Raw genomic sequence first — 15,710 nt, forward strand, 5'->3', positions numbered from 1 at the left:
CGGAACAAACCTAGTTAAGTTGCTTCCATATCATTGTGACGCAACCATCAAAAGCTGGGACACCACGTGCGCCAGCCAACCGTTAACCGGCGGTTTGCTTGTCGTTCCATGTTGATCCCGAGTTAAGACCGGCCCTGCATCTGCAGGCCATTTCACCCGCGGCTTCCGCCCGAAACGAGTGCAATGACGGCTCCTACCGCGAAGAATCCTTGGGGACCTTGCGGACAAGCGAGATAGCGGCTTTCCCAGGCGGGCGCATACTTCTGCTTGTAGAAGCGCAGGCCTGCGAAGTTGTAGACCCGGCCTCCGACATCGTGGACCACCCGGGCAAGACGGGCCCAGAAAGGGGCCAGTCTGCCGCCCGGAAGCCCCGAAAGCGGCGCAAGGCCAAGGTTGAACCGAGCGGCACCACTTGAACGAGCATGCTCGATCAGGCTGGTCAGGAGGAAGTCCATCGCCCCTGGAGGCGCATCAGGCAATTGCCGCATCAGATCGACCGACATCTCGCCGCCGTCACCAGACCGCCAGATGTTGGCAAAGGCGACCGGCTGTTCGTCGCGCAGAACGACCGCGATGGCAAAGTGTCGCAAGTAGGAAAGATCGAAGCGGCCGAGGCTGAAGCCTTTCTCCTGCGTCTTATGCTCGTCGAGCCAGATTTCGGAGATCGGACGCAGCCGGTCCATCCAGTCTTGCACTTCGTCTGGCGAAATGATCCGCAACGTCAGGCCGTCTCGCCGTGCACGCGCGCAGCTGTTGCGCAGGCTTTTCATCCGTGGGCCGACTAGGGAGAAGCTCCGGGGATCGACGATTGCTTCCTCGCCGTACTTCATGACCGAAAGGCCCAGTTCGACGAGTACCGGCAGAAGTTCCGCGCTTGCCTGGTAGAAGCATAGCAGGGCGTTGCTCGCATCGGCCAGGCGGCGCAAGTCCCAAACGAGTTGGTGCCAGTGATCGCGTGTGCCGACCGGATCACCCATCACCACCCATTTCCTTCCGCGAGGACGGAACATGATGAAGCATTCACCGTCGGTCGAAACCAGGAACCGCTTGTCTCCGGTATGAGCAAGCGCTGCGTCGCTGCGAGGGCACACGGATGTTGCGCGATCGATGACGGCCTGAGGCAGGCGCGTCTGCCCACCGATTGCTCGGGGTCTGCTCATCCATTCGCGCATTGCGAAGGCAAAGATCAGGACGCTGGTTGCGAAGCTCGCCCGGAGCGCGCGCGGTCCATCGCCATAGAGCGCAAAGTGCCACCACAAGTCGGACCGGAACCGATCGGCATCGTGAAACATGGCACCGATCGCTGTCGCCGCGATGACGGCCGCCCCAGCGGCGAGCAGCCACGGGAGGTTGTGGGTCGAGAAAGCAGCCTTGCGTCCGCGATAGAATGCCGGCGCGGCCAACTGCAGGAGCGCGACCATGGCCAGCATGACCATGGCCTCCTCGAAGTCGAGACCCTTTGCCAGCGAGAACATCGCGCCGAGCAGGAAAAGCAGGCGAGCCGCGCGAAGGCCGCTGGCAAGCCGCTGTGCCAGGGCTGGAGCAACGAGCAGCAAGCCGGTGCCGACCAGGCTTGCGGCAAGGTGCGAGGTTTCGATGAAGGGCAGCGGCACCAGGTGCACAAGGTGATGCAAGCGATCATGCTCTGCCGGCACGGCACCCGAAAGGAGCAGCACGATGCCACCGGCAAAGCTCATTCCCGCAAAGAACATCGGGCTCAACGCCAGTGCCAGCCGGCGTGCGGGGGCGGTGGCGCGCATCAGCAGAGCCGACGCCCAGCTCACGCTCCGCCCGCTTTCGATCGCTGCATTGAGTGACAGCGCGATGCAAAGCGGCAGCAGGTAATAGACCGCACGATAGGCGACGAGGGCACCGAGGATGGACGCGGTGCTCGCGTGCGATCCTATGGTTGCGACGATGACCGCCTCGAACACGCCGAGTCCACCGGGAACGTGAAGGACGAGGCCCAAGGCGATGGCGAGCGCATAGGCCAGTACGAAGCCAGCGAACGAAAGTCCTGCATGCGGAAGCAGGACATAGAGAGCGAGGCTGGCAAATGTCAGATCGGCAACCGAGACCAGCGCGAGCAGGGCCATGGTCGCCATCGATGGCCACGCGATCAGTTCGATCCTGGCACGCAGCTTTTCCGGCAGGGCGCGGCGGACTCCGAAAATTAGGGCGGCGACGAGTGCCAGAACCGCCAGTCCTGCAGCATGGGCCACGCCCGGTTCGAGATCAAAGGTTGGAAGGTGGATCGGCCGGGGAATCGCAAGAAGCGCAAGCGTGGTGGCGAACGTGACGCCAATCCAGAAGGCGACGCCTGCAATCGCCACGATCCGGGCGATCGTGCGCGTGGGCAAACCTGCCTTGCCATAAATGCGCAGGCGCGCGGATCCCCCCGTGATCGCCCCGAAGCCCAGCGTGTGGGAAACGGCATAGCTGGTGAAAGCCGCCCGCATGGTGACGCCCACGGGAACGCGAACGCCGAGCATCTGCAATGCGAGGCGATCGTAAACCGTGAGCAGGACGTAGCTCGCCGCAGTGAAGAGCACGGCCATAAGCGTGCGGAGCGTGCCGAGGTCGCGAAACGCAGCCTTGACCTCGTCCACTCTGACGTTCTGGATGGCGTGCTGCGAGAGTACGATCAGCAGCACGAGGGTCGCCAGCATACCGAAGATGCCGGCGCAACGCCGCCAATCCAGACGTTTCGGAAGTTCGGCGATGGCGGCAGTCATATCCGTTGCCAGATTTCGGACTGACACAGGAAACTGCCGAACAGACAACCCGCAACCTTGGCGTGATCGCGGTCGATCAGTGTTATGTGTGAGGAAAAGCGGTGGCCAAGGTCGGGGACGAAGACGGTCCCGCTCCAGTGGTTCTGGCCATCCCGCTTGTACCCCTGGAACAGCGGCAGGCCAATCAGTTGTGTCGTGCCTGCCGCACGTGCATCGGCCACTGCCGTGGCGTTGGCGCTGGTGATGACACCGCAGAGCGCGCCGCCGCATGGATCGATGCGTATTGCGACAGAGTTGTCATCGTTGTGCCACGAGCCGCACAGCGGATCGCTGCCATTCGTGGTCAGACTGGCAAGCGCAAGCTGAGGAACCGCAAGCAGCGCCATCAAGGCGAGGCCGAGCCGTTTCACCGACATCATTTTAGGGTACTCAATCCATGGGTTTGGGTGGGAAAAGGGCGGAATCGGCCACTTTTCTGGCGAGCTCGCCGTAGTGGCGCAGCATGAGGTGGCCGTCGTCGATGCCGACGATGTTAGCGTTGGAAAGCTCAGGCTGGCGGCAGAGCGTTTCGCTTTCGCGCAGGCCATAAATGCAGGTGACGGGCAAGCCGCGGAGCAGTCGCGCCGTGCGACGGGGGTCGCTGTCGGGTCTGCCGAGGTAGGTCAGTCCGCTGGGATTTGCCTGGAAGTAGACATCGGTCCCCGGAACGACGAGCACCACTGACGCGATCTTTGCGCGCAAGTCGGGAGGAAGGCTGCCGATGCCAGTGCCAAGCACATCCGCACCGAAAGAACTGCCGACAAGAGCGAGCCTTTGCACACCGGGCCGGGCAAGCGCCTGCCGCATCGCATCGGAAACCAGCGCATCGACATAAGCGCGGTCTCGACCGCGGCCGAACAAGCCCGAGGAATTGATTGCGAGCACCGGAAGGCCCCGCTTGCGCAGCTCTTCCACCGCACCTTCGCCGGCTCCCACGCGCAGGCCCATGTCACCCGACAGAAAGACGACCGCTTCGTCGCCATGTACGGGACCTGCGGGATCGAGGTATGCGATCGGTTGTGCGTCGAAGTAACCTCCGACAGCCAGGGTCGACAGCGCCAGCGCCGGGACGGCTGCGATTCCGGCAAGGATCCGGCGGGGAGGTCTTACGCGCAAAGGCATGCTTCCGGCTTAGAATCCTGATGCCTTCGCGGCAGTGAGGGAGGGATTAAATTCGCGTCATGAAAAATCTTGGAGAGGCGGACGTTAGGGAATGCTGGAGCCGCGTGACGGCCGGGGCATGCCCTCGGGGTCAGTTGCGTGTCGCCACCTTTCCACGGCGGATTTTCGTGATATTCAATGCTCGATTAAACAACGCCGTCCGGTCAGGGACGGTACGAGCAGGAGAGCCGCTGTGGACCTGGAATTCAGCCCTGAGGAGATCGCCTTCCGCGACGAAGTTCGCGCCTTCATTGCCGAGAACTATCCGGCCGAGTTGCGTGGCAAGCAGGATGAAGGCGACGACCTGACCAAGGAGGACTTCCTTTCGTGGCACCGCGTGCTTGCCAAGAAGGGCTGGATCGCGCCCGCATGGCCGGTCGAATACGGTGGCCCGGGCTGGACCGCGACGCAGCGCTACATCTGGTCGGAAGAAACGGCGCGCGCAGACTGCATTCGCATCATGCCGTTCGGCATCACCATGGTGGGACCGGTGATTTACACCTTCGGCACACCGGAGCAGAAGGCCCGCTTCCTGCCGGGCATCCTTTCGGGCGATGACTGGTGGTGCCAGGGTTATTCGGAGCCAGGCGCGGGATCGGACCTAGCTTCGCTGCGCACCCGCGCGGTGCTGAGCGATGACGGCACACACTACATCGTCAACGGTCAGAAGACCTGGACGACGATGGCGCAGCATGCGGACTGGGGCTTCTTCCTCGTCCGCACCAATCCTGATGCCAAGCAGCAGGAAGGCATCAGCTTTCTGCTCATCGACATGAAGACGCCCGGCATCACCGTCCGTCCGATCATCACGCTGGGTGGCGAGCACGAAGTGAACGAGGTTTTCCTCGAGGATGTGAAGGTCCCGGTCGAAAACCGGATCTATGAAGAGAACAAGGGCTGGACTTGCGCCAAGTTCCTTCTCGCCCACGAACGTGCTGGAATTGCCGGTGTGGCCGCATCCAAGCGCGGGATCGAGAAGATCCGAGATATCGCCAGCACCGAGATGGATGGCGACCGACCGCTGCTTTCCAACCCGTTCTATCGCCGCAAGGTGGCCGAGCTGGAAATGGATCTTACGGCGCTCGAGTTCACCGAACTGCGCACGCTCGCCAACGAGGCGGCGGGCAGGGACGCCGGGGCCGCGGCCAACGTGCTGAAGATCAAGGGATCGGAAATCCAGCAGCGGATCACCGAACTCGTGCTCGAGGCAGCAGGCCACTACGGCGCGCCTTATTTCCGTGGCTTCGGCGAAGGGGACAACGAGCATCCGATCGGACCCGAATGGGCCAATCGTGCCGCGCCGAGCTACTACAACATGCGCAAGACCACGATCTATGGTGGGTCGAACGAAGTTCAGCGCAACATCATCGCGAAAATGGTCCTCGGCCTCTGAGCTGAACGCCAGACACAGAGACCGGACGAGGGGATTAATAGAATGGACCTGAGCTTTACCGAAACGCAGGACATGTTGCGCGAAACGCTGGCGCGCTTCCTGGCCGATACCTATGACTTCGAAACCCGCAAGAAGATGCTGGCACGGCCCGAAGGCCGGGATCCCGGAATCTGGAACGCGCTGGCGACCGAGCTGGGAATCCTGTCCGCGCCGTTCGCCGAGGAGCACGGCGGCATGGGCGGCGGCGCGATCGAGAACATGATCGTGATGGAGGAGCTGGGCAAGGTTATTGCGATCGAGCCCTACCTTCAGACCGTCGTCATCGGCGGCAATGCCCTGAAGTATGCAGGTGGCGCGCATGCCGACGCGCTTATCCCGCAAATCATCGGCGGCGAAGCGATCTTCGCGTTCGCTTATGCCGAGCCCAAGGGGCGCTACGATCTGGCGCGCATCGAGACGACCGCGAAGAAGGATGGCGCTGGATATGTGCTCAATGGGCACAAGGCAGTGGTCTATGCAGCCCCGTGGGCCACGCATCTGCTAGTGACGGCCCGGACCGGTGGTTCTGGCGCTGATCGTGAGGGCGTCGAGCTGTTTCTGGTCGATGCAAAGGCTGCTGGAATCACTCGTCGCGATTACCCGACCGTCGATGGCTTCATGGCCAGCGAAGTCTATTTCGAAAACGTCGCCATCGGGGCCGATGCGTTGTTGCCAGGCGGCCTCGACTTGATCGAGCGTCTGGTCGACGACGCCACGATGGCGGTTTGCGCTGAAGGCTTGGGCGCCGGTCGCCGGCATCACGAACTGACGCTTGCCTACACGAAGGAGCGCAAGCAGTTCGGTCAGCCGATCGGCAAGTTCCAGGCGCTGCAATTCCGGCTGGCCGACATGATGGTCGAAGCGGAGCAGATTGAATCCATGGTCCTCATGGGAACACTCAAGCTCGACTTGCCGGCAGCCGAGCGCAAGGCGGCTGTCAGCCTTGCCAAGGCCAAGGTGGCGCGTTCGCTGCGATTCATCGGCCAGAACGCGACGCAGACCCACGGTGGTATCGGCATCACCATGGAACTGGCCGCTGCGCACTACTTCAAGCGCACGACCATGATAGAGGGCCAGTTCGGAAGCTCGGATTATCATCTGGAGCGTTACGAAGCGCTGACACTGCCAGCGTGACCGCGTGGGGCAGTAATTTCAGGTAACTGGCGGGTGGGGGCGTAAGCTCCTGCCCGCTATTTCATTTGTGAGGGGGGATGGATGATGCGACCGCGTTTGGCTCTGCTGGCGTCGCTTCTGCTGGGTTCCGTTGCGCACGCTGCACCCGCCGATCCTGATGCCCCGACTGAGACGACCCGCGCCGCCAATGCAGCGGCTCTTGCTGCTGCACCGATGTCGGACAAGCGTGACGAAGACTTTGCCGGCAGAGGGTTCGTTGCAACGCGTGCCGATCCGCTCATCAAGGATAGTGACGGGCGGGTGGTTTGGAACCTCGACCAATGGAAGTTCGCGACTGGAGCGGCGCCTGACACCGTCAATCCCAGCCTGTGGCGGCATGCCGGCCTTCTTGCGAAAAGTGGCCTGTTCAAGGTTACCGACCGTATCTGGCAAGTGCGCGGGTTCGATATCTCGAATCTCACGTTCGTCCGTGGGGAGAAGGGCTGGATCGTGATCGACACCGGCACGACCTCGGAGACGGCTGGAGCGGCATGGGCGCTCGTTGCCGAAAAACTCGGCAAGGCACCGGTCACGGCGATCATCTATACCCACAGCCATGCCGATCATTTCGGAGGCACAGGCGCATTTGTAGCGGATCTTGCTCCGGGTGCCCCAATCGTTGCGCCCAAGGGGTTCCGTGAAGCAGCCGTGTCCGAAAATGTGATTGCCGGACCTGCCATGGCACGGCGCGCGGCCTACCAATTTGGTGTGCCGCTCGATCCAGGTCCCAGAGGGACCGTCAATTCAGGGATAGGTCTGGCCGTACCGGTCGGTACACAAACGCTCGTTCCGCCGACCAAGGAGATTGAAACCACCGGCACCGAACTCGTGCTCGACGGGGTCAGGGTGCGTTTCCAGGTTACGCCTTCGACCGAGGCGCCTGCGGAAATGAACCTGGGCTTCCCGGATTGGAAGGTGGCTGACCTCGCCGAGAATGCCAATGTCAGCCAGCACAATATCCTGACGCCGCGTGGGGCACAGATCCGCAACGCGCGCGGCTGGGCCCAAGGCCTGACCGAGGCGATCGACTTTTTTGCCGGCGCAGAGGTGATGATCACCAGCCACGGCTGGCCCCGGTTCGGCGCAGGCGAGATTGCCGATTATCTCGCCAAGCACCGGGACGCCTACGCATTCCTCCACGACCAGACCGTGCGATGGATGAACAAGGGCCTTACCGGGCCGGAGATTGCCGCACGACTAAAGCTTCCGGCCGCGCTCGAGAAAGAGTGGTACGACCGGCCATACTATGGCTCGTACGCATTCAATGCGCGGGCGGTCTATCAGTACTACCTCGGCTGGTATGATGCGAACCCCGTGCACCTTGCGCCCTTGCCTGCTGAAGACGCTGCCAAGCGTTATGTCGCAGCGATCGGGGGAGCGGCGAAGGTTCGCGCGCTTGCCAAGGCTGCATTCGACAAGGGGGACTACCCTTGGGCAGCAGAGTTGCTCGACAAGGCGGTGTTTGCCGACCCGGGCGATCAGGCAGCGCGCACCTTGCTCGCCAGCAGTTATCGCCAGATGGCCTGGGGCAGCGAAAATGCCCTGTGGCGCAACATGTATCTGACCGGCGCACAGGAACTTACCACCGGAATCAAGCCGCTTGCAGGCGGAGGACGGTCGACGATAGCGACGTCGCTGCCGCCGGACGATCTGTTCGACGTCCTGGCGACCCGGCTTGATCCCGATAGGGTCGGGGATGTGTCGCTTCGTCTGGGCTTCACATTTCCCGATCGCAACGCGTCCTACACGCTCGTCGTCGCCAACGGCGTCCTTACGCATCGCCCGGGCATTGTCGGTGCACCCGATGCGACGCTAACGGTGCGGTATCCCGATCTCGTCAACGCCTTGCTGCGCGGCCAGCCTCTCGCGGCCAGGATTGCGTCAGGTGATGCAAGTTTTGCCGGGGACCTGACGGCGCTGCAGAGGTTTGTCACCTATCTGGACAGGCCAGATCCGCTGTTCCCCATCGTCACGCCCTGAGGGAAGTTCCATGACAGCTGCCTATATCGTCGACGCCGTTCGCACCCCGCGGGGCATCGGCAAGGCCGGGAAGGGGGCGCTTGCGCACCTCCATCCGCAAGATCTTGGCGCTGCCGTGCTTCGCGCAATCCGCGACCGCAACGATCTCGATACGTCCAGGGTCGACGACATCATCTGGTCCTGCAGCCAGCAGCGCGGGAAGCAAGGTGGTGATCTTGGTCGATTGTCCGCGCTCTGGGCAGGGTATGACGTCAAGGCAAGCGCGATGACTCTTGATCGCTTCTGCGGTGGGGGCATCACTTCCGTCGGCCTTGCCGCCGGGCAGATCATAGCCGGCTTCGAAGATGTCATCATTGCCGGCGGTACGGAGATGATGAGCCATCATCAGGAAGCTGATGGCTGGGATCAGGGCACCCCTTACGCAACGCTCGGTCGTGCGCGAGGCAATTATGCGCTCTATGAACAGCATCCGATCTCCGCGGTCGGCGTGGCGGCGGATGCCATCGCAGGCATGGAAGGTATTTCGCGCACCGACCTTGAGGCACTGGGCGTGGAAAGCCAACGCCGGGCCAAGGTTGCCATCGACGAAGGGCGCTTCGCTCGCAGCCTCGTGCCCGTGTGCAATCGCGATGGCACACTCGCACTCGACCACGACGAGTACCCGCGTCCGGAGACCACGGCGGAAACGCTGGCAGCGCTCAAACCCGCGTTCCTTGCAGTGGAGCAGTTGGCGGCCGCACCGGATGGCACGACCATGCGGCAGATGATCGAACGCAAGTATCCCGACCTTCGGTGGGAGCCAGTTCACCATGTCGGCACAAGTTCAGGCGTCGTCGATGGCGCGGCGGCATTGCTTCTTGCCAGCGAAGATGGCCTGACGGCCAATGGCTGGAAACCACGCGCCCGGATCGTCACAGCGGTGAATGAGGGCGACTGCCCTACGTTGATTCTGAATGCCCCTGTGCCAGCCGCGCGCAAGGCGCTGGCGCGAGCAGGGCTTTCGGTCGAGGACATCGACTTGTGGGAAATCAACGAGGCCTTTGCCGTGGTCACGGAAAAAGCGATCCGCGATCTGGGACTCGACCGCGATAAGGTGAATGTAAACGGCGGCTCCATAGCCTTGGGCCATCCGATCGGTGCGACGGGTTCGATCCTCATCGGCACTGCCCTCGATGAACTCGAACGCAGAGGCGGCCGCTATGCTCTCATCACGATGTGCGCATTCGGCGGGATGGCGCCTGCGGTGATCATCGAGCGCGTCTAGGCAAACGCAAGCGCGAGCGTCAGCAGCCCGAGGCCAGTAGAGAGACGGCGCCGTAGAGCAAGCCAGCTTTGGGGAAGAGGCATTGCCTTCGCCAATCTTGCGTCGACGAACGGGCTCGCCAGCAGGCATGTGCCCAAGACAACGAGCGATGGTCCCGGCCATGGTAATCCGAAACACCATGGCAGCATGGCGGCCAGTGCGATCAGGCTCGGTGTCACTGCCAGCAAATGGTCAGGCAAACTTTGCCGATCTGCAAGCAGCGCCTGGACCCACCAGATCCCGCCGAGAAAGCTGAAGATCAGCGCTGCATAGACGCATCCTGCCGCGATTGCGGACCAATGCAGCGTTTCGGTGTGCGCCGCCACAAGTGCTGCAAGCTGCGGCAAAAGGCCGGCTACGCCAAGCCATCTGGCTGATCCTTGAACCTGCTTGCTCATGCCGATGCGCGGCTGGCGTGCTCTGCGTCCGCGGCGTGGATCGATGGCAACATGGCTTCGCCGAGGGCATTGCCGGATAGCCACGCATTTTCGACTCTCGGTCCTAGTAACCAATCGCCGCATGCGCCGAGTGCGAGAGCAGGGTTCCACAAGAAGCGCTTATTGGCGTTGCCTGAGCGCGCATATCGCCAACGGTGGGCGGCGGCGTGGATCGGAGCGGGTATTTCGCATCCGATTGCCGCTGCGAATTCGGCCAGCAGCAGCGGTGCAATCTCGTCGGCCGATTTCTCGAGGTGCGAGGTGCTCCAGCGAGTATCAGCCTGGACGATCCAGGACTCCGGGCCACCCCGCCCGGGTTTGCCGCTGTTGCGCGCGGCCCATCCGATTGCGCCTCTGCTTCGGATCACTGATGGCGCGTCGATTGCTTGGGGCAAAACGTACATGCCGGCCCAGCAGGGTTCGGATTTGCACGAGGCTGCGACGCGGCCGAATGTGAAATCGCACATTCCGAGCAACGCAGCGGCCTGCTCCGCTGGGAGTGCGACAACCGCGATGTCGAAGGGACCTTCCGTTTCTTCTTCCAGTCGAACGTACCAGCCATCCGCTTTTCGGACCATCGCACGGACCAACGCGCCCTGACGTACGTGATGCGATCTGGCGATGTGGCGGGGAAGCGCGCTCATACCCGGGCGAGCAACCCAGGCATGATCTCCGGCCTCGGGCCATCGTGTTACCACACCTTCGGCCGCCCAGTTTACGACGCGATTGAGGAAGCGATCCTCGCGAGCCGTGAAGTATTGCGCGCCATGGTCAAAGGCAGCTTGACCAATGGAAGTGTCTACTCGGCGCGTGGACATCCGACCACCAGGAGCGCGGCCCTTGTCGAGCAAGGTGACCAATGCTCCGGCGGAGGCCAGAACCTCCGCACAGGCGAGACCGGCCATCCCGGCCCCGACGATCACGATACGCGAAGACACAAAATAATTCCCGTTTGCGAGTGAAGGGCTGTCGAGTTCAGGGACGGCCCATCAGGCTCAGCACTTCGCGACGGCTGCGAGGATCATCGAGGAACACGCCGAGCATGCGGCTCGTCACCATGTTCACCCCGTGCGTGCGAACGCCGCGTCCCGTCATGCATCCGTGCTGTGCTTCGATCACCACCGCCACGCCGCGGGGGTGCAGGTGATCCTGGATACACTGTGCCACTTCGGCCGTAAGCCTTTCCTGCACCTGCAAGCGCTGCGCAAATCCGTTCAGCACGCGGGCCAGCTTCGAAATCCCGACGACCCGCTCATTGGGTAGGTAGGCGATTGATGCAGTGCCGGTGATCGGCGCCAGATGGTGTTCGCAGTGCGACTGGAACGGAATGTTCTTGAGAAGCACGACCTCGTCGTAGCCGCCTACTTCCTCGAACGTGCGGGAAAGATGCAGGCCCGGGTCCATTTCGTAACCGCTGCAGTATTCCTTCCAGGCTCGCGCCACGCGCTTGGGCGTATCGAGCAGGCCTTCGCGCTGCGGGTCGTCGCCCGACCATTCGAGCAAAGTGCGGACGGCGGCCAGAACGTGATCGGGGACAGGGATCTTCCCTTCTTCAAGCACATCGTGGTCATGGTCGTGCTCGTGGTCGTCGCCGACCGGGCAAAGGTTACGTACCATCACGTTCATGGCTAATGCTTTCGCTTGTTGAGCCATCGAGATGGCACCGCCCCCCCTCAGTCGATACCTGCACATAGGGGAACAGCCCTTGCAAACTGCACTTCAGGGAAGACATTGGACAAGTTCGATCGAAGCGGTATGGAAATGTGAGATGCCAATTGCAGACATGATCGAAGCGGGCTCAGTCGCCGCCGTTATCAGCAACCCGCGGTTGCCGGATAATCCTATCGTTGCCTGCAATGAGGCGTTCTGTCGCCTCACCGGCTATTCCAAGGACGAGATTGTCGGCAGAAACTGCCGGTTCCTGCGCGGCACGGACACGGAGCCTGAATTGGCGCAGCAATTGCGCGAGAATATTCACGCGCGCCAACCGGTCATGGTCGAGATCCTGAATTACAAGAAGGACGGCACGCCTTTCCGCAACGCCGTCATGGTGGCGCCGATCTTCGATGCCGATGGCGAGGTGGAGTATTTCCTCGGCTCCCAAGTCGAGGTCGTGGATGACAATACGCCTCCAGTTCGGCGCCAGGCCGCACTCGACAAGATTGGCGGGCTCACCAGCCGTCAGCGCGAGATCCTGCTGATGATGGCGGCAGGAAAACTCAACAAGCAGATCGCTTGGGAACTCTCCCTGAGTGAGAGGACGATCAAGATGCATCGCGCGGCCATGTTCAAGGCATTGGGCGTCAGGACGAGTGCCGACGCAATCCGTGTCGCAGTCGAGGCTGGACTGTAATTTTTCTGTAAATAAGTCTTTCAAACACTTGAATAAATTATGGTGCCTCTTAGACAACCTCGTGTATTCAAGCATGAGGTTGCGCATCCGTTGGCGCTCGTAAGTTCGCTTTGCATCGGGTGGATCGCAGTCACCTCGATCGTCTACTGGCTATCCGTGCGGCAATCGGCACGGGCGCGTCTTTGCCTGCTTGCCTTCAGTGGCCTTGCTGGTTTGGCGGGCTATGCACTGTCCAAAATGCTTTTGGAGCACCAGGGTGTGTCAGCGATCGTCTGTGCGATCGTCTACACGGTCGTCGCAGAGGTGATCGTGCTGGTTCTGACAGCAAGATCACGCGCACGCAGCGCGTGATCATCCCAGATCTAGAACACTTTCAGATTCCGTCGGGTTGTAAAGCCGTGCGACATCGTCGGCGCGTCGCGTCAACGCGGCACGCTGATTGACATAGCCTTTGTCGGTAATTTCGCCGCCGTCGATGGATGGCGGCTCACGCAGCACGATTGCGCTTTTGACCCGACGCGAAGATCCGCCGGCCGTAGCGTTGTGGGCATGGAGCTTCTCTCGCACACGCTCGCTCAGTATGGTCAACGCGTCGGCACCCGGCACCTCCTGCTCGATATCGGCGAGGGCTGCGGCCGAAGGCCAGGCCAGAATGCCGATATACGGCTTGTCCTGTCCGGCAACGACAAGATCCTGGATGTATGGCGCGCAGGCGGCGATCAGATCGGGGCGCAGGGTTCCGACCGAAACCCACGTACCGCTATCAAGCTTGAAGTCTTCGGTAATACGCCCATCGAACACTAGTCCCTGCGCCGGATCATCGGGATCCACGAACTTCGCGGCGTCGCCCAGCTTGTAGAAACCCTCGTCGTCGAAAGCTTCGGCAGTCCGTACCGGGTCCTTGTGATAGCCGCTTGTTACCGTTGGACCCTTGACGCGGACTTCCATCTTGTCGCCACTGGGGACGAGCTTCAGCGTTGTGCCGGGGAGCGGCAAACCGATAAGACCGACCCGCTCGGTTGCCCAGTGGACGACCGTTATGCCCTGGGTTTCGGTGGCGCCGTACATCGTGGTCATCGGAATGCGGTGGCCGGTTTCGGCGATGGCAAGCGCTTGCATCCGTTCGTTGACATCGCTCGAGAGCGTGGCCCCGCCGTATCCCATGAAGATAAGGTTCTTGAAGAACGATTTGCGCAGCTTTTCGTCCTTCTCCATGGCTTCGGCCAGCATCGCAAAGGCGATCGGAGCGGAGCCGAATACGAGCGGCGAAACGTCGTAAAGGTTCTTGATCGTTGTCTCGAACAAGCCCGGTACGGGTTTTCCTTCATCAAGAAAAAGCGTTCCGCCTGCGTGCAGGTTGCCGTTGAAGGCGATGTTTCCGGCAGAGATATGGCTCCAGGGCATCCACTCGAGGGATTGCGGTGGGTCGCGCTCCATCCCGTCGTCGACCCGTAGCCCTTCTGATGCTGCGACGACGTGCGTCATCATACCATGGGTTTGCGGCACGCATTTCGGCATGCCGGTCGAGCCCGAGGTGAAGAGGTACTTGCCGATACTCTGATGGTCCACGGTGTCGAGAGCGTCCTGCACGGCTGCCGTTGGCAACGGCGAAGCAAGTTCGGCAAAGCCCACCGAGTCATTTGCCCCGTCCACCGAGACACAAAGGATCGTCGGATCCAGATCTCGGAGGGTCCGGAATGCTCGCGCATATTGTTCCGAATCCTGCGCGAACACGATTTTCGGGCGAAGTGTCTCGAAGGCATGTTTCAGCTTAGCATGGTCGTTCGACACGAGGCTGTGTGCCGGGCTGATCGGCGAAACGGGAACGCCAGCGGTGTAGCCTCCCAGCATGAGGAGGCCGTGCTCGATCGAGTTGGACGAGAGGATAAGCACGCAGTCATCGCTATTTAGGCCCCGATCGATCAAGCCTTGGGCGATCCCGTCCACGATGCGTTTCGCTTCACCATAGGTAACGCCGCGCCAGGGTCCATGAAGTGGCTCGCGCTGCATCAGGAATTTGCGCTCGGGATGATCGGCGGCGTGCTGGGCAAACAGATGACCAATCGATCGCGCTGGCGGTGCGAGCGGATGATTGGAGCGGATCAGGATCGAGCCGTCGTCGCGGCGCTCGACAGTTACATCGGGCCCCTTCTGCGGCAGGGGCTTGAACGGAACGCTCGTAATATCGCGCACAGCATCAAGCGTGACCACCATCGATCCTCTCCCAGTCATTCAAACCATGTTTTGCAGCTTTCGAGCTTGCTCGTATATCAAGCGATAAAAGTCAATTGGTTGATCGATTAAGAAAATTGCCGCAAGCGATGAGGCGTAAGTGGGAGAGATTGGCAATGGATGACTTGGTGCTGCGCGAGGATCACGATGGATGGACCATTCTTTCCCTCAATCGTCCCGACAAGCTGAACGCGCTGACCGTCGATATCTTCCGCGCGCTTCGGGCGCAGATAGAGTTGCTCGCAAATGACCACACCGTGCGCTGCGTCGTCTTGCGCGGAGCGGGCAAGTGCTTTTCGGCCGGGCATGATCTGGGGGACATCGCGACTGGCGAGGCGGTACCGTCACGAGGATGGCACAGCGAGACGCTGCAGATGCTTGAACGGTTGCCCCAGCCGGTCATCGCTGCGGTTCATGGTCATTGCTACACCGGTGCGCTTGAAGTCGCCCTAGCGTGTGATTTCATTGTCGCGGCAGACAATGCACGCTTCGGCGATACTCACGCCAAATGGGCCCTGACTCCGATCTGGGGCATGAGCCAGCGCTTGCCGCGACGTGTCGGCGTGGCGACCGCCAAGCGGCTGATGTTCACCGCCGACATGATTGATGCCGTCGAGGCCGAGCGGATCGGATTGGCGGAATATGTCGTCCCGCTCGCCGATTTCGATCGGGAAATTGCCGCGCTGGCCAGCCGGATCGCATCGCAGTCAGCATTTTCCCATCGCGCCAACAAGCGCCTGCTTGCCGCAACTGATGGAATGCCACTCGATGCCGGCCTGCAGTGGGAGATCCTCGAAAATGAAGGGCACGGACCTGATTTTGCCGAGCGCGTAGCGGGCTTTGGCGGAAGAAGGGGCTAGCCGTT

13 protein-coding genes are annotated in these 15,710 nt (G+C 61.6%); 6 read left to right on the top strand and 7 right to left on the bottom strand.

Annotated features, from left to right (window positions below; genetic code table 11):
• Positions 1 to 152: 152 nt before the first annotated feature.
• Genes mprF through AACH40_RS06355 form a run of 3 tightly spaced genes read right to left on the bottom strand, consistent with a single transcriptional unit; the run spans position 153 to position 3,890 of the window.
• Complete coding sequence (gene mprF, locus AACH40_RS06345) at positions 153 to 2,735, bottom strand: bifunctional lysylphosphatidylglycerol flippase/synthetase MprF (protein WP_338644862.1); 2,583 nt, start codon at positions 2,733 to 2,735, stop codon at positions 153 to 155.
• Positions 2,732 to 3,145, bottom strand: a complete 414-nt coding sequence (locus AACH40_RS06350) for a DUF2147 domain-containing protein (RefSeq protein ID WP_338644864.1) — start codon at positions 3,143 to 3,145, stop codon at positions 2,732 to 2,734. Before AACH40_RS06350 ends, mprF begins: the two co-directional genes overlap by 4 nt.
• 19 nt (positions 3,146 to 3,164) lie before the next feature.
• Entirely contained in the window at positions 3,165 to 3,890 is a 726-nt protein-coding gene (locus AACH40_RS06355; protein ID WP_422394887.1) for an AcvB/VirJ family lysyl-phosphatidylglycerol hydrolase, read from the bottom strand.
• Positions 3,891 to 4,128: 238 nt separating this feature from the next.
• Here AACH40_RS06355 and AACH40_RS06360 point away from each other — a divergent pair, with 238 nt between their 5' ends.
• The 4 genes from AACH40_RS06360 (at position 4,129) to AACH40_RS06375 (ending at position 9,784) form a co-directional block, all read left to right on the top strand.
• Positions 4,129 to 5,328, top strand: coding sequence for an acyl-CoA dehydrogenase family protein (locus tag AACH40_RS06360; protein WP_169492722.1), 1,200 nt, complete (start codon positions 4,129 to 4,131; stop codon positions 5,326 to 5,328).
• Positions 5,329 to 5,370: 42 nt separating this feature from the next.
• A complete protein-coding gene (locus AACH40_RS06365) occupies positions 5,371 to 6,501 on the top strand; it encodes an acyl-CoA dehydrogenase family protein (RefSeq protein WP_338644868.1) in 1,131 nt (376 codons plus the stop codon).
• Positions 6,502 to 6,990: 489 nt separating this feature from the next.
• Positions 6,991 to 8,520 (top strand): alkyl/aryl-sulfatase, encoded by a 1,530-nt coding sequence (locus AACH40_RS06370; protein WP_338644870.1) that lies wholly within the window; start codon positions 6,991 to 6,993, stop codon positions 8,518 to 8,520.
• 10 nt (positions 8,521 to 8,530) lie between these two features.
• Positions 8,531 to 9,784 carry an acetyl-CoA C-acetyltransferase gene (locus AACH40_RS06375; RefSeq protein WP_338644872.1) on the top strand — a complete coding sequence of 418 codons (1,254 nt, stop codon included), beginning with the start codon at positions 8,531 to 8,533 and terminating at the stop codon, positions 9,782 to 9,784.
• Here the strand turns inward: AACH40_RS06375 and AACH40_RS06380 are convergent.
• The 3 genes from AACH40_RS06380 to folE are packed head-to-tail and all read right to left on the bottom strand — an operon-like array spanning position 9,781 to position 11,877.
• The gene (locus AACH40_RS06380; RefSeq protein WP_338644874.1) at positions 9,781 to 10,221 is read right to left on the bottom strand and encodes a DUF3429 domain-containing protein; all 441 of its coding nucleotides are present in this window, start codon (positions 10,219 to 10,221) and stop codon (positions 9,781 to 9,783) included. The two genes, AACH40_RS06375 and AACH40_RS06380, sit on opposite strands and share 4 nt — an antisense overlap.
• Positions 10,218 to 11,198 (bottom strand): NAD(P)/FAD-dependent oxidoreductase, encoded by a 981-nt coding sequence (locus AACH40_RS06385; RefSeq protein WP_338644876.1) that lies wholly within the window; start codon positions 11,196 to 11,198, stop codon positions 10,218 to 10,220. Before AACH40_RS06385 ends, AACH40_RS06380 begins: the two co-directional genes overlap by 4 nt.
• A gap of 37 nt (positions 11,199 to 11,235) precedes the next feature.
• Positions 11,236 to 11,877 carry a GTP cyclohydrolase I FolE gene (gene folE, locus AACH40_RS06390; protein WP_169492839.1) on the bottom strand — a complete coding sequence of 214 codons (642 nt, stop codon included), beginning with the start codon at positions 11,875 to 11,877 and terminating at the stop codon, positions 11,236 to 11,238.
• A gap of 151 nt (positions 11,878 to 12,028) precedes the next feature.
• On the opposite strand from folE, the gene AACH40_RS06395 reads away from it, so the two are divergent.
• Complete coding sequence (locus AACH40_RS06395; RefSeq protein ID WP_240959460.1) at positions 12,029 to 12,613, top strand: PAS domain-containing protein; 585 nt, start codon at positions 12,029 to 12,031, stop codon at positions 12,611 to 12,613.
• A 351-nt stretch (positions 12,614 to 12,964) separates the two neighbouring features.
• Here the strand turns inward: AACH40_RS06395 and AACH40_RS06400 are convergent, their stop codons facing one another.
• A complete protein-coding gene (locus tag AACH40_RS06400; protein ID WP_338644880.1) occupies positions 12,965 to 14,827 on the bottom strand; it encodes an AMP-binding protein in 1,863 nt (620 codons plus the stop codon).
• A gap of 134 nt (positions 14,828 to 14,961) precedes the next feature.
• Here AACH40_RS06400 and AACH40_RS06405 point away from each other — a divergent pair, with 134 nt between their 5' ends.
• Positions 14,962 to 15,705: an enoyl-CoA hydratase/isomerase family protein gene (locus AACH40_RS06405; RefSeq protein ID WP_338644882.1), complete on the top strand. Its 744-nt coding sequence runs from the start codon at positions 14,962 to 14,964 to the stop codon at positions 15,703 to 15,705.
• Positions 15,706 to 15,710 lie beyond the last annotated feature (5 nt).

The organism is Novosphingobium olei (assembly GCF_037076535.1).
Lineage (GTDB): Bacteria > Pseudomonadota > Alphaproteobacteria > Sphingomonadales > Sphingomonadaceae > Novosphingobium > Novosphingobium olei.

Excerpts from the sequence above, each read along its gene's own strand:
- AACH40_RS06365 (WP_338644868.1), top strand. The coding sequence starts at position 5,371 with ATGGACCTGAGCTTTACCGAAACGCAGGACATGTTGCGCGAAACGCTG.
- AACH40_RS06380 (WP_338644874.1), bottom strand. The coding sequence starts at position 10,221 with ATGAGCAAGCAGGTTCAAGGATCAGCCAGATGGCTTGGCGTAGCCGGC.
- AACH40_RS06375 (WP_338644872.1), top strand. The coding sequence starts at position 8,531 with ATGACAGCTGCCTATATCGTCGACGCCGTTCGCACCCCGCGGGGCATC.
- AACH40_RS06395 (WP_240959460.1), top strand. The coding sequence starts at position 12,029 with ATGCCAATTGCAGACATGATCGAAGCGGGCTCAGTCGCCGCCGTTATC.
- folE (WP_169492839.1), bottom strand. The coding sequence starts at position 11,877 with ATGGTACGTAACCTTTGCCCGGTCGGCGACGACCACGAGCACGACCAT.
- mprF (WP_338644862.1), bottom strand. The coding sequence starts at position 2,735 with ATGACTGCCGCCATCGCCGAACTTCCGAAACGTCTGGATTGGCGGCGT.
- AACH40_RS06405 (WP_338644882.1), top strand. The coding sequence starts at position 14,962 with ATGGATGACTTGGTGCTGCGCGAGGATCACGATGGATGGACCATTCTT.
- AACH40_RS06400 (WP_338644880.1), bottom strand. The coding sequence starts at position 14,827 with ATGGTGGTCACGCTTGATGCTGTGCGCGATATTACGAGCGTTCCGTTC.